This is a genomic window from Corynebacterium sp. 401_CJEI, assembly GCF_001076435.1.
Taxonomy (GTDB): Bacteria; Actinomycetota; Actinomycetes; order Mycobacteriales; family Mycobacteriaceae; genus Corynebacterium; species Corynebacterium jeikeium_D.
In genome coordinates, this window is record NZ_JVIP01000029.1 from 1 (window position 1) to 13239 (window position 13239).

At 56.1% G+C, this 13239-nt stretch carries 11 protein-coding genes and 1 rRNA gene; 6 read left to right on the forward strand and 6 right to left on the reverse strand.

What is annotated here, in order from left to right; genetic code table 11:
• Positions 1-18 precede the first annotated feature (18 nt).
• The 3 genes from rrf to ADM64_RS07010 all read left to right on the forward strand — a co-directional run bounded on the left by rrf (position 19) and on the right by ADM64_RS07010 (position 1640).
• A 5S ribosomal RNA gene (gene rrf, locus ADM64_RS07000) occupies positions 19-135 on the forward strand.
• 215 nt (positions 136-350) lie between these two features.
• Positions 351-1106, forward strand: a complete 756-nt coding sequence (locus tag ADM64_RS07005; protein ID WP_160310026.1) for an SDR family NAD(P)-dependent oxidoreductase — start codon at positions 351-353, stop codon at positions 1104-1106.
• Positions 1107-1196: 90 nt separating this feature from the next.
• Positions 1197-1640: a DUF2871 domain-containing protein gene (locus ADM64_RS07010; RefSeq protein WP_016421692.1), complete on the forward strand. Its 444-nt coding sequence runs from the start codon at positions 1197-1199 to the stop codon at positions 1638-1640.
• Positions 1641-1752: 112 nt separating this feature from the next.
• Here the strand turns inward: ADM64_RS07010 and ADM64_RS07015 are convergent, their stop codons facing one another.
• From ADM64_RS07015 to ADM64_RS07025, 3 genes are read right to left on the reverse strand one after another with little or no spacing between them, the layout of a single operon-like run.
• Positions 1753-4377 (reverse strand): ABC transporter permease, encoded by a 2625-nt coding sequence (locus ADM64_RS07015; RefSeq protein WP_049193695.1) that lies wholly within the window; start codon positions 4375-4377, stop codon positions 1753-1755.
• Positions 4378-4398: 21 nt separating this feature from the next.
• Entirely contained in the window at positions 4399-5193 is a 795-nt protein-coding gene (locus tag ADM64_RS07020) for an ABC transporter ATP-binding protein (protein WP_016421690.1), read from the reverse strand.
• An 18-nt stretch (positions 5194-5211) separates the two neighbouring features.
• Positions 5212-6243, reverse strand: a complete 1032-nt coding sequence (locus tag ADM64_RS07025) for a pseudouridine synthase (protein WP_049193696.1) — start codon at positions 6241-6243, stop codon at positions 5212-5214.
• A gap of 297 nt (positions 6244-6540) precedes the next feature.
• Here ADM64_RS07025 and ADM64_RS07030 point away from each other — a divergent pair, with 297 nt between their 5' ends.
• The 3 genes from ADM64_RS07030 to ADM64_RS07040 all read left to right on the forward strand — a co-directional run bounded on the left by ADM64_RS07030 (position 6541) and on the right by ADM64_RS07040 (position 9076).
• Complete coding sequence (locus tag ADM64_RS07030; protein ID WP_005510554.1) at positions 6541-7440, forward strand: universal stress protein; 900 nt, start codon at positions 6541-6543, stop codon at positions 7438-7440.
• A gap of 344 nt (positions 7441-7784) precedes the next feature.
• Positions 7785-8078 carry a GlsB/YeaQ/YmgE family stress response membrane protein gene (locus ADM64_RS07035; RefSeq protein ID WP_049171710.1) on the forward strand — a complete coding sequence of 98 codons (294 nt, stop codon included), beginning with the start codon at positions 7785-7787 and terminating at the stop codon, positions 8076-8078.
• Between the two features lie 377 nt (positions 8079-8455).
• Positions 8456-9076: a TetR/AcrR family transcriptional regulator gene (locus tag ADM64_RS07040; protein ID WP_048731284.1), complete on the forward strand. Its 621-nt coding sequence runs from the start codon at positions 8456-8458 to the stop codon at positions 9074-9076.
• Between the two features lie 52 nt (positions 9077-9128).
• Here the strand turns inward: ADM64_RS07040 and yidC are convergent, their stop codons facing one another.
• The 3 genes from yidC to ADM64_RS07055 all read right to left on the reverse strand — a co-directional run bounded on the left by yidC (position 9129) and on the right by ADM64_RS07055 (position 13143).
• Positions 9129-10487: a membrane protein insertase YidC gene (gene yidC / locus ADM64_RS07045; protein WP_049193697.1), complete on the reverse strand. Its 1359-nt coding sequence runs from the start codon at positions 10485-10487 to the stop codon at positions 9129-9131.
• A 196-nt stretch (positions 10488-10683) separates the two neighbouring features.
• A complete protein-coding gene (locus ADM64_RS07050) occupies positions 10684-11037 on the reverse strand; it encodes a histone-like nucleoid-structuring protein Lsr2 (RefSeq protein WP_005510529.1) in 354 nt (117 codons plus the stop codon).
• A 348-nt stretch (positions 11038-11385) separates the two neighbouring features.
• Entirely contained in the window at positions 11386-13143 is a 1758-nt protein-coding gene (locus tag ADM64_RS07055) for an alkaline phosphatase D family protein (RefSeq protein WP_241486350.1), read from the reverse strand.
• Positions 13144-13239 lie beyond the last annotated feature (96 nt).

Genomic DNA, 13239 nt, shown 5'->3' on the forward strand with positions numbered 1-13239 from the left:
GGTTGTTGCCTGGTTTTTGTCGGTGGTGTTAGCGGTGGGGTCACGCCCGGTCCCATTCCGAACCCGGAAGCTAAGTCCACCAGCGCCGATGGTACTGCACTCGGGAGGGTGTGGGAGAGTAGGTCGCCGCCGGCATAATAATCTTGTTTGTGGGTCGTGGTTGCCTTGCCCCTTGTGTGGGGTTGGGTGCTGCGGCCCACTTTTGTACCTACGGGTAAACAGAATTAACTAGCGTTTTAGTGCTGCATTTTGCTGTTCGTATGCTTATTCCTATGCGGCGCGCTACGTCGGCGCCGTTTTAATTGCTCGACTCAGTCGGCTGTATCTTGGAATTCATGCGAGTGGGAATCGTGACTGGAGCATCTCGGGGCATAGGCGCCGTCTTTGCCGATAGACTTGGGCAGCTACGTCCAGACCTAGATGAAATTTGGTGTGTTTCTCGTAGCTACAACGATGATTCTTCCGGTGAAGACGCTGAGTTCTCGCAGAGGCAAGGTCCTCGTCTTCGATATCTTTGTCTAGATCAGTCCGATGATGATTTTGGCGATAAACTCCGGAATCATGTTGACCGCCATCACGCGACGATAGTTTACTTAATCCTCAATGCCGCGTATGCGAATTATGGCGATGTTAAAACCCAGGATTTTTCGCAGGCTGATCAAATGATACAGACGAATATTCGCGGTACGGTCGCAGCGGTTTACTCGCTAAACGATTTATTCGAAAAGAACGGCCACATCATTTTCGTTTCATCGATCTCAGCTGTAGCACCAACTCCAGGGCTGGCGGTGTACACAGCATCGAAAGCGTTTATTCGGCACTGGGGTATCTGCCTTGGAGAGGAATTGAAACCTAATGGTGTAACTGTAACTATTTGCTACCCGGGAAAGGTTAAGACCAAGGCGCTACGGGACGTCGTGAAGCAGGCGAAGTCGGTGAAGTTGCGTCTCATGCCGGAGCAGAATCTCAGTTATCTAGTGGAGCGCACGTTACGTGGAGCGGAGAGGGGTCGGGCGGAGGTAGCGCCCGGCCTATATGGCCTGGTGATGGCCCTATCCAAAACTGTGCCGAAACGTGTGGTGGCTCGATTCGCGCGGTTAGTTTGAGGCCGTCTAGATTCGCGGAATCAAACTTTCGTTTAACCCCCTGGGTTTGGTCCGTTTAGAAGCCAGCGTTATCTGAGTAGGCTACGAAGTATGCGTAAGTTATTCACAGCTGCTTCGGTGTATCTCGGTCTTGGTCTGTTTTCTGGCGTTTTCTATCGTGAATTTACCCGTGCGATGGATTTCGGGGATAAAACGCAGCTCAATACGCTGCACACGCATTTCCTTGTTCTTGGCACAATCTTTTTCTTGGTTGCGCTGGCATTGGATGGTCAATTCAATATTTCAGCTGTCAAGGGCTTTGATCGCTGGTTCATCGTTCAGAATGTCGGCATTGTTTGGACGATTGGCATGATGGTGGCTAACGGTATCGTGCACGTTGTTTCAGGCCCGGAGGCCTGGGGTGCGATGTACTCGGGAATTGCAGGACTCGGCCACATTATCCTGACGGTCGGCTTTGTGTGGTTCTTTATGCTTCTCAATAAGGCGCTGAAGAATCGTGAACGCGAGGTTCGCAAGGCCAACGCGGCCGTGTGAATTTCCAGTGGAAATGCGTGAGCTGGATTGCTGATTCGGCGTAGGCGATAAGGCGAAATAGAAACCCCGTGCAGAAACAATATCTGCACGGGGCGCTTTCATATAACGGCGACTATTCGTCTGCGATAGCGGCCAGGGGCGGTGTCTTCGCGGCTTTCTGACCAGGGCCGAGAGCAGCAATAATGCCCACAAGCGCAGACCCAAGCAGCATGAGAACGATCTGCAGCCACGGTACCGCGATAGTATTCAGGCCCTCATCCTTCAGCACGGTCAGAAGTGACCAGCCGAGGAACAAGCCGAGGACAATACCTACAACCGCGCCGAAAATGGAGATTTCCACAGATTCCAGGCGAATCATCCGGCGAATCCCCGAGCGTTGCAGGCCGACGGCCCGAAGCATGCCAATCTCCTGGCGGCGCTCGACAACTGAGAGTGCGACAGTATTGATAATTCCCAGAATCGAAATGATGACCGCCAGGGCCAGCAGAGCGTAGACGATTCCCAGCATGACATCGATAGAGGCATTAGCCAGACCCGCAAACTCCTTAGCAGTCATCACCTGTACTACGAGGTAGTCCGCAACTGCGTCGCTAAGCTTTTGCTTCATTTCATCCATGGAGCCGCTGTCTGCCGCGATGGAATCAGAAATATCGACGTAGGTCTGGAAAGGCAACAGGTGGCTGCTTTTGACATATTTATGGGCGGCTTCGTCGGAGACCATAATCGACTGGCCGGGATCACTTGTGTCAGCAAAAATGCCGGTGACGGGGAGCCGTGTTATGCCGCCTTTGGAAACAACTGCGAGTTCAGTGCCAACGTTCCAACTATTCTTTTTCGCTGTTGATTCGCTGATGACAATTCCCGCATCCGGCTTGGCCAGATCCAGGGAGCCCTGGATGGCGCGAGTGCCGTACCATTTGCCGACGTTGGAGTTGAAAACCGACGCATTACTAGATTCCGGTCCGACTTCAGTTTGTTCGCCGTCGGAAGCTATCATCGTGGCGGCTTCCTCAGGTGGGATTACCAGTAGCGCGCCAATCGACAAGGTTGCGGTGTCGTCGACACCATCGATATCCTTCACCGCATCCTCGACCCCAAGTGGCAGGGCCGAATGCGCGGTCAGAGGTGGCGAGAGCACGAAGTCAGCCGTCAGATTGGTCTCTGACCACTCATTGACCGCCTCCTTCATGGACACACCGAACATGCCAATCACAGTCACCAGCGCAAGCCCGAGCGTCAGTGCAAACGATGTGGTTCCCGTTCTGCGCGGATTGCGGTGGGAGTTCGTCGCCGCAAGCTTGCCGACGGTTCCAAAAGGCGCACCTACGACGCGCCCCAGTCCTCCGATCAGAGGCATGGACAGCGCGGGGCCGACAAGCCAGACGGAGGCTACGGCCATCACTGCACCGACACCAACGAAGATGGCACGAATCTTGGTTTCTGCGTCGTTCCACTGCAATGCCCAGGCAATGATTGCGATCGCGGCGGACGCCAGCACAGTACCGGTCCACGTCCTAGCACTGAGGCTATTGCTGGTTGTTTGATCCCCAGAGCGCATGGCTTCTACAGGAGGGACCGCGCCAGCGCGGGCGGCCGGCGTCCAGGCGGCGATCATGGTGATGGCCACGCCGACAAGGAGAGGAACGATGACTGCCACCGGTTCGAATGTCAGGCCATCGCCGGGCATGGAGATACTCATGGCATCGAGAAGCATGAATAGCCCCTGGCTCAGCCCAAATCCCGTGATGACACCTAGTGCGGAACCGATGAGGCCAACAATGAATGCCTCCAAGAGGACGGACGCAGTGAGCTGTCGTCGTGAAGCACCGAGGGCGCGGAGGAGAGCGAACTCCTTCATGCGCTGAGTGACCAGCATGGTGAAAGTATTGGAGATGATGAAGATGCCCACAAGCAGCCCGATGAGCCCGAAAGCGATGAGGAAGTAGTTGACAAAGCTTAAGGCAGAGGAGACACGTTCGGAGGCCTCCTCGGCGAGCTTAGAGCCTGCCTCTACCTTGAGCTCGGGGAATGCTTCTGCGACATCACGGGTAAGCGTGGCAGCGTCAGTGGTGGAATCGGCGGCGAGGGTGAACATGTCCATATGGCTGTCCGCGCCGTAGAGCTTGCGCCACTGATTCTGGGTGAAAAAGACCGCGAGGTAGCCGGTTTCGTCGATGGAGGTATCAGCGATGCCGACAACCTTCACCGTCGCCCGATCGAGGCGGGTGGCCACTTTGATTTCAGTGCCGACGTGGAGGTTGCCGAGTTCGGCGGTGGTGGAGTTGACGACCACCTCACCTGGTGTTTCCGGCGCGTGCCCCTCGGTAACCGTGACCTTGTTGCCCACCGCTTCGGCCGCTGGATAGTAGGGAAGACCCATCGATGGCGAACCATTGGTTTGAATCGGCTTGCCGTCGGCTCCTGTGGCCGTAATGCTGTTGTTGGAATCGCCAATGTTGAGGGCTCGGACCCCGGGGAAGCTTTCGATTTCCTGCGCGGTTTCTTCGGTGAGAGCACCGGGATTGTCAGCTGGGGCCGTCACCACCACGTCGACACCGTCATAAGCGGTACTCATTGCGCCCTTAAAGGCCTTGTCCAGCGATGATGTGAACACAAATGCGCCGGTGATGAAGGCTGTGCCCAGCACGACCGAAATAATTGTGAGCACGAGGCGCAACTTGTGCGAGGTGATATTACGCCAGGCGACGCGGCTTAGCGTGGAAGACGATGATGCCATGGGGAGAGATGACCTGCCTTCCTAAAGATTCTCAATATCTGCCATGCGCGCCAAAATATCGGCGGGCGTGGGGTTGCGAAGCTCGTCAACCACGCGGCCATCCGCGAGGAACACAACACGGTCTGCGTAGGACGCGGCGGTGGCATCATGCGTCACAATGACGACGGTTTGGCCGATGTCATCAACCGCATCGCGGAGAATCGTCAATACCTCACGAGATGAGTTCGAGTCCAAGTTGCCCGTCGGCTCATCGCCAAAGATGATCTCCGGCCGGCTGACAATGGCACGCGCACAGGCGACACGCTGCTGCTGGCCACCGGACAGTTCCGAGGGGCGGTGCGTAAGCCGTTCTTTAAGCCCGAGGCGCGTGGTGATTTCCTCGAACCACTGCTTGTCCACCTTCCGACCAGCGATATTGATAGGCAGGGTGATGTTCTCTGCCGCCGTCAACGTCGGCACCAGGTTGAAGGACTGGAACACAAAGCCCAGGCGATCACGCCGCAGCGCCGTGATTTCCTTGTCCGACAGCTTCGACAGATCCGTCGTGCCGATGTACGCGCTTCCCGACGTCGCGGAGTCCAAACCGGCCATGCAGTGCATCAATGTCGACTTACCGGACCCGGACGGGCCCATAATCGCGGTGAACTCACCAGCGGCAAAAGAGATATCGACATGGTCCAGTGCAGTAACAGCGGCATTGCCGACACCGTACTTCTTGGTGAGCCTCTCAGCGTAGGCCGCCGCTGGTGGGGCGGAATGTTCCAAAGAAGATTCAGCGGATGATTTAGCGGATTGTTGTGCATGCTTGGCAGACATGGGGGAGGGGGTTCTCTTCTAATTAGATTTGATCAACGGCGAATTAATATCCGGCAGCGAAAGCGGATTGAAAACGCCGCGGCGGGAATGGAACGTTCGTTGTTCACCAGTCACGGGGTCAGCGAAACTCATTTCTACACAGACCAGGTGCAGGGGCTCCGAGGTATTCTCGGCCTCCAGCGGCAGAATCTCCGGGTAGTACTGGTCGCCCAGGATGGGAAAGCCCAGCTCACTCAAGTGCAGCCGCAGCTGATGAGTGCGTCCGGTGATGGGTTTCAATTGCCACAGCGCAACGCGACCACTGTCGGCAGCGAGGCCGTCGGCGTCCGAAGGCACGTCGACAAGCGAAATGTGCTCGATGATGGTGTGGGCGTTTGGCTCGCCCTCGAGAGTATAAGCCTGCATTTGGCCAGCAATCTTGTGCTGTCGCGTGCGCAACTCTAGCGGGGGCTCGGGCAGGGCTTCGCTGGTCGCGCCAGCGATGGGTGTGGGCGATGTCAGCGCGTGATAGCGCTTAGTGACTTCCCCAGATGCGAAAAGCCCCTGGTAGGCGCCACGAACTTCGCGCCGGGCGGTAAAGATGAGCAACCCCGACGTCAGTCTGTCGAGGCGATGCGCGGGAACCAACTCCGGATTTCCCAGCTCCCGCCGCAGGCGTACGACAGCGGTTTCCGTGATGTGTCGGCCGCGTGGCATCGTTGCCAAAAACGACGGCTTGTCGACGACCACAAGGTTGTCATCTTGAAAGACAATCGGCATCGGCCCCGCGATTGTGCGCTCCGGTGCCGGGGTGCGGTAAAACCACATTTCCGCGCCGGGCTTCACCATGTCATCTGGACTGTAGGGCACTGAGTTGGCGCGAACGACGAGCCCATCTGCAAAACGCTTGGCCACAGCCGCTTCATCATCGTCTGGGTGGCGGTAGGTTTGACCTGCGATAGCGCCTGCGAGCAGATCCCACGCACGGGTGGGGGCATCGCCACGACGCCCGGGAGCGGCGATGCGGGAGGGGTTGAGCCCATCGCGAATGGGCAGTGGCATGCGACGCATACGGCTGACTTTAACAGGTGCCCCGGATTCACCCGGCGGGCAAGCGGAGCTGCTGGCGCAGGGCTGTGTTGGTACCGCCCCTAATGGCGTAGGTGGACAACATTCTGCCCTGTCGGTCGCAACATAATGGGGGTAGGGTGGAGGTGAAAGTAATAAAAGGGTTGGCTCGGAAGAGTTGACTAAATAGCAAAGCTTGTCCATTAAAATGGCGTCCAAGCAGGTGCGATAGGTGTAGCTGCGTTGCGGTCGGGCCGCGGAGAGCCAATTTTTATGGATCGCATAATAAGGAGGCAATCAATGCCAAGGCAGAACATCATTGTGTGCGCGGTCGATGGCTCGGAGGCATCCAAGACCGCCGTCAAGTGGGCCGCTAACACCGCAGTGAAGCGCGGTGAGCCGCTCCGTCTGGTCAGCAGCTACTCCATGCCGCAGTTCCTCTACGCAGAGGGCATGGTTCCGCCGCAGGAGCTTTACGACGATCTTGAGGCCGAGACCCTGGAGAAGATTAACGAGGCCAAGAAGATTGCCCTCGACTTCGCACCGTCAGTAGATGTCAGCCACCAGATTGAAGAGGGCAGCCCGATTGACATGCTGCTCGACCTGTCTGAGCAGGCAACCATGGTGGTTATGGGCTCTCGCGGTCTGGGTGGGCTCTCTGGCATGGTCATGGGTTCGGTTTCCGCCGCTGTTGTTTCCCACGCATCGTGCCCGGTTGTTGTTGTCCGCGAGGACAACCTGGTCACCGATGAGACCAAGTACGGTCCTGTCGTTGTCGGTGTCGATGGCTCCGATATTTCCGAAAAGGCAACGGAGTACGCATTCCGTGAGGCCGATGCCCGTGGTGCCGAGCTGATTGCAGTTCATACCTGGATGGATATGCAGGTACAGGCTTCCCTGGCTGGCCTTTCTGCAGCTCAGAGCCAGTGGCAGGTTGTGGAAGAGGAGCAGAAGGCTCTGCTCGGCCACCGTCTGGAGAAGTACGCTAAGAAGTACCCGGAAGTGGCCATCAAGAAGGTTGTTACCCGCGACCGCCCGGTTCGTGCTCTGGCTGATGCCTCGGAAGGCTCGCAGCTGCTGGTCGTCGGCAGCCACGGCCGCGGAGGTTTCAAGGGCATGCTGCTCGGCTCCACTTCGCGTGCACTCCTGCAGGCGGCTGCTTGCCCGATGATGGTCGTCCGCCCGGAGACTGACGCCTAAAGCGCCCTTCGAGGGGGCTGAGAAAAGACGCCGGCGGCGGTCGTCGAGGCGCGGTTAGCGCCGAGAGTAGAAACCGTTACCGAATATTTATAAGTAGAACCTAGCCGGTTTCCGACAGGTGTCGGGGCCGGCTTCGGTTTATCCAAATGAGGCCTCTCGTCTGCATAAACCCTGTTTTCATGCAGAAAGTGCAGATTTTATAAGAGTTTTCCTGTGGCTATCCGACTGTTATCTCGCTAGTTTCTCAGTGGCCGAAATGGCCTGATAGTGCTTGCAGTGTATGCAAGAGTTTTCGGAAAGACTTATAGTTGAGTCAGAACGATTTCGGGAAAGGAATATCTATCATGAACGAGATTCTTCTTGCTGCCTCCTTTAGTCCCACGATGGGCTTCATCAGCTGGATTATCATCGGTGGTCTTGCCGGCTGGATCGGCTCTAAGATCATGAACACCGATGAACAGATGGGCGTCGTCCTGAATATCGTCGTTGGTATCGTCGGTGGTTTCTTGGGCGGTTGGCTGCTCACCCTGTTCGGCGTTGATGTCGCCGGTGGCGGAAAGTTCTTCAGCTTCCTCACCTGTCTGCTCGGCGCCGTGATCCTGTTGTGGATTGTCGGCCTGGTTCAAAAGCGCAAGTAAGCCAAGCAAAACAGCGCGACTATGCACGAAGCGTCGTAACGCTGCTATCTACTGGATAGTGAGCTAGAGCGCGGGGCATCTCATCAACATTGAGATGCCCTTTTTTTGTTGTGCGGTTGTCGTGAAGTTGGCGTTCTGCGATTGTCGCGACATCTGTTGGGGGCGGCAATCATCGCACGCTAAAGTAGGACTAGAGGCTGAAAGACTGACTAGTTTGTTCTTTTACAAAATCACAGTCGCAGATACGCCTACAATGGAATATCACAGACTATGAACGCCCTGTTCAGTGCTCTGAAAGCAATGGCGCTAATGCCGGTGTTTGCGAGTAAGCAGCTGTTAGAACGGGGTGTGACTTTGGAAGGACGAGAGGTACTGCCGTGGCAGAAGCGACAACGGGCAAGGGCGCAAAAGGCGGCCGCGCTTCCTCTCGCCGTCGTAACCGCCCCAGTCCGCGGGAGCGCCTCCTGGCATCAGCGACAACTCTGTTTACAACAGAGGGTATCCGCGTTGTCGGCATTGACCGCATCCTGCGGGAAGCTGATGTGGCCAAAGCCAGCCTGTATTCGTTGTTTGGATCCAAGGACAAGCTAGTCATTGCATATCTGCAAGACCTCGACGCCAAATGGCGGGAGGCTTGGGAGCAGCGAGTGGCCTCGTTGGATACCCCGGCGGAGAAGATTCTCGCGTTCTTTGATCAGTGTATTGCGGAGCAGCCGGCAATCGACTTCCGTGGTTCACACTTCCAGAATGCGGCTAGTGAATATCCGCGGCCGGAAACGGAGTCGGAGCAGGACATCCGTCAGGCCGCAGCCGATCACCGTTCCTGGGTTTGGCAACAGCTACACACGCTGCTGACTGAAAATGAATCTAGTATGCCGTCTGCTCACGCAAATATGCTGTTGCTCTACCTCGACGGCGGCCTCGCGGGTGCCAAGATGTCCAAGGATCTGAACCCGCTGCAGATGGCGCGCGACCTGGCCCGTGACTTGGTCACGTAAATACCTAATTCCCTTTTTTAACGCGCCCTAGTTCTCGCCTTTTGCTCACGGGCTAATCCCGGAAGCGTTTCCAGTCCGACTCCTTTGAGCCGGTGGCTTTCTTAACCATATTCTTCGTATTCTGGCCGAGCAGCATTCCCAGGTTCTTTGCAATCAGAATTGGTTTCGGCCGCTTCTGCGCCTTTTGTGCTTTCTCGGCTTGTCGTTTCATGTCTGCCCGCACTTTAGCCAGGCCGGGAAGCGGCGGAACTATACCCGAGGAAATCTTCATATCCTGCGTCAGGGACGGCAAATTGTCCTGAGCGCCAGGCCTCATCTGGGTCACCATGTAGCGAACCTTCGCAATTTTCAAAGCCTGGGCATATTCTTCGTCCTGCTTTGCTTTACGACGGTCCCGCGATTCCTTCTCAATAGCGGCATATTCGCTCTTATACTGCTTTATTTTCCACGGAGCGAATGCGGATTTGATATAAAAGCGACGCTTGGCCTGCTTTAACTTCTTCTTTTCTTCCCGCTCCGATTCGTATTCACCCTTTTGGTGGTTTTGCAGAGTTCGGAAATCGTCCGTGAGTGGGTAGGTCTTTTCTACATAGCGGGTGAGAATAATATTTTGGGTCAGTGTCCAGAAGTTATTGGTGACCCAGTAGACAATTAGAGCCACAGGTGTTGGGCCAAAGAACCCCGCGAAGAGGATCATCAGCGGTGCGTAGATAAGCATTACGCGCATGAATTTGCTGAGGAATACACTGACGCTATTGGAATAGTCGAGAGTGCGCTGCAACCGGCGGTAGGAAATGACCAAGTTAAAACCGGTGAAAATGGCCGCTGCCACGATGCCGATAATGCAGAAAGCTAACAGCGAATCATGATTGCCCCCAAGGATTTGTAGTTGCTCCGGGTCCATGCGCAGATACGCGGGTAGAGGCTGCCCCAAGAATGTCGCGCTCAGGAAGTCGGAAATCTCATCCTTAGAGATGAATCCGACATTATGAGACGCAGGCAGTCCAGGCCCCTCAGACGCCCGCAGCATGTGCCTCAGCATGCGAACAAGGCCCATAATCACGGGAATCTGGACGAAGAGGGGCGCCAGCATTACGGAGGTCTTAATACCTTCGGCTTTGCGCATTTCCTTGCTGGCAAAGTTTACGTATTGTGGCGAGTTCGGCTCGATGCTCCTGCGGTAGCGCTCCTTGAGCATAAAAAGCTGCGGCCGTAGGTTGGCTGTCTTGCGCGCCGAGATAAATTGCTGGAACGCGAGAAACGCCAGAGCGCCACGCACCGTAAACACCAGCAGGAAGAGAGAAAGCGTCCAGGACAGAGAAGATGGCAGGTGAAACACTGAGGCCAGTAAAAGGTGCCACGCCTTAAGGACAAACGAGACCAGCCAAACAAATGGTTCCAAAATAACCACGGGCCGACTCCTCCATGTCAAGGATAAGAAAAGTAAGACAACCGGATTAGGCCGGTGTGCCAATTCCAGCCGCTATCCTAGCGACTCGAATCACCTGCCCCAACTTTAAAACAGGGCCCCGCTGTGGCGGGACCCTGTCTTTAAGATAGTGAAGCTGGATGACATCCAGTGGAAGGCAAACGAACCTGGGTGAGAACTAGTTAGCGCTCTCGTACTTTTCAATAATGTGCTTTGGCAGCGCACCGCGGTCTGCAACATCCATGCCATTCTCTCGTGCCCACTGGCGAATCTTGCGATTGCGATCACGGGCCTCAGCGGCATTGGGATTAGCGGAAGAGCGCTTACGCGGAGCTACAACCGTGCTGTGATCAATAGAAGCGTTCGCAATATACGGTTCTAATACCTGCTCGAACTTCTCAGCATTTTCCTGAGAGAGGTCGAGAATGTAGTTCTTACCGCGGAAAGAGAAACGAACGACTTGGTGATCTGTGGAATCAAGCGGAGTCCCATCGAGGTCGTCGATGTACTGAATTAGTTCGCGGCGTGCCATAGAATCCCTGCCTAAGCTTGGTGCTGAACTTGTAATAATGAAGAAGGCTTACGGTGAAACTTCAATACGGTGAAATTTCAAATTAATATCAAGCCCTGTTTTCTTTCCCCCACAGTATAAGTGCAAAGAAATTTAATGTCTATTGACGATAATTGAGTTAGATTGTGCAACTTATATCGAATACATGGTTTGTTAATAATTCGATTAATTGTGCACAAGAACTTGGGGTAATAAAAAGACGGCCCTGCATGTTGTGCAGGGCCGTCGTGAACAGCAACTACGTCACTGAGGGCGCAATGCGGGGTGCGCACTCGGTAGTCGTCGTAAAGCGAAAGGACGAGAAGGCGCTTAAGCCTGGGTCATGCCCTGACCCGGCTTGCCGCGGTAGGTAGCGGCGACGAAAAGCGGCTGGTCCGGTTCTTCCTTGACCTCGACAAGGCGGTACTCAGAGGTAACGTCCTCGCGGCCGAAGTAGACGGCAGTGTAGCCGTGGCGGTCGAACTCGAGGTAGTTGACGTACGGGTTCGCAGCCTTGAGTCCAGCGGTAGCAGCCAAGGAAATCGGGTTGTCCTGAGGCAGCTTCACAATGTCATCGATATTCGGGGCGCTGACGGAAGTACAGACAATCTCAATGGCGGCAATACCGGCACTCGGGTACTGGCCCGGGACCTTCGGTACGTTGCAGTTCCAGGAGGAGTGAATATCGCCGGTGAGGAAGACAACGTTGTCGTAGCCCTCCTTACCCATGATGTCGATCAGCTTACGACGCTCAGCAGCGTAGCCATCCCACTGATCCAAGTTGTACGGCAGGCCGTCCTGAGGCAAGCTCAGCAGCTCAGTGACAGCGCGAGTGGCCTCCGGATCCAGCGGCGGAACCAGCACTGGAGTGAACATGACGGAGTTGCCCACGACACGCCACTTTGCGCTCGAGGAACGCCACTGGCCGAGCAGGTAATTGAACTGCTCAGAGCCGAGCATGGAGCGACTCTCATCATCGGTTTCGCCAGCGCGGATGAACTTCAGCTGCTGGTCACGGTAGGTGCGCAGGTCCAGCATGGTCAGGTCGGCGAGATCGCCGAAACGGAAGCTGCGGTAGAGCTTGCCGCCCTGGGAGAAGGGGACAGCGCGAACCGGCAGCCACTCCAGGTAAGCCTGGATAGCGGCGTCGCGGCGGGCAACGTAGTCGCCTTCGGTCTCCGGGTCGTGGTTCTCAGCGCCACTGTGCCAATCATCGTTGGCGACCTCGTGGTCATCCCAGGTCACAATCCACGGCTTTGCGCGGTGAGCTTCCTGCAGGTCCGCATCGGTGCGGTAGGTGGCGTAGCGCAGGCGGTAGTCAGCGAGAGAAATAATCTCGTGAGCCGGCTTGTGGTCACGAACCGGGCCCTTGCCGGAGTAGCCACCGGCCTCGTACTCGTAGATGTAGTCACCGACACACATAATGATGTCGATGCGGTCATTTTCCGCCATATCGCGGTAAGCGGAGAAGAAGCCACTTTCCCAGTTAGCGCAGGAGGTCAGCGCGATGCCCAGGTGATCTGGCGAGGAGTTCACCGGCGGCGCAGTGCGAGTCTGGCCAATCGGGGAAACCTGGCCCGCGTGATTACCAGCGGTGACGGTAAAGCGGTAGAAGTAGTAGGAATCAGCGGAGAGACCCTTGACATCGATCTTGACGGTGTTGTCAGCATCCGGGTCGGTGTTCAGGGCACCAGAGGCAACGATGTTGCCGAAGCCCTCATCAGAAGCGACTTCCCACTTCAGTGCAACAGGGCGGCCCTGGTTTGCACCTGCGGTGTCGCCTGGGTGCGATGTCACACGAGTCCAGATAAGAACGGAGTCCGGCAGTGGATCGCCAGAGGCCACACCGTGTTGGAAGACCTGAAAACCACCAGAACCGCCAGCATTAGCTGGGGACTGCGACTCAGGATTGGCCCCCGCACTAGTAGCGGTCGCCAGGCCGATGGCGCCAGCAGCAGCACCGGTAGCGCCGGCACGCAGTACGGCACGACGAGTAGGGGTGAATGGCTTTTGGGCTGTTGCGTCGCTGTTCGAGACTGCGCCGTTCAGATCCGAGGCTGCAGTCTGAGATTTATCTGAAGATGGCATAGCCCTCATTACAGTAGTTCTCAGTCCGTAGCGCCATCGGAGGGAGAAAATAGGGGTTAAGTAGCAAAAAGTGTGTCTGACTTTCAGCATTACTGC

Bases quoted from the DNA above. Each gene is read 5' to 3' on its own strand.
- ADM64_RS07010 (WP_016421692.1), top strand. From the start codon at position 1,197: ATGCGTAAGTTATTCACAGCTGCTTCGGTGTATCTCGGTCTTGGTCTG.
- ADM64_RS07015 (WP_049193695.1), bottom strand. From the start codon at position 4,377: ATGGCATCATCGTCTTCCACGCTAAGCCGCGTCGCCTGGCGTAATATC.
- ADM64_RS07020 (WP_016421690.1), bottom strand. From the start codon at position 5,193: ATGTCTGCCAAGCATGCACAACAATCCGCTAAATCATCCGCTGAATCT.
- ADM64_RS07025 (WP_049193696.1), bottom strand. From the start codon at position 6,243: ATGCGTCGCATGCCACTGCCCATTCGCGATGGGCTCAACCCCTCCCGC.
- ADM64_RS07030 (WP_005510554.1), top strand. From the start codon at position 6,541: ATGCCAAGGCAGAACATCATTGTGTGCGCGGTCGATGGCTCGGAGGCA.
- ADM64_RS07035 (WP_049171710.1), top strand. From the start codon at position 7,785: ATGAACGAGATTCTTCTTGCTGCCTCCTTTAGTCCCACGATGGGCTTC.
- ADM64_RS07050 (WP_005510529.1), bottom strand. From the start codon at position 11,037: ATGGCACGCCGCGAACTAATTCAGTACATCGACGACCTCGATGGGACT.
- ADM64_RS07055 (WP_241486350.1), bottom strand. From the start codon at position 13,143: ATGCCATCTTCAGATAAATCTCAGACTGCAGCCTCGGATCTGAACGGC.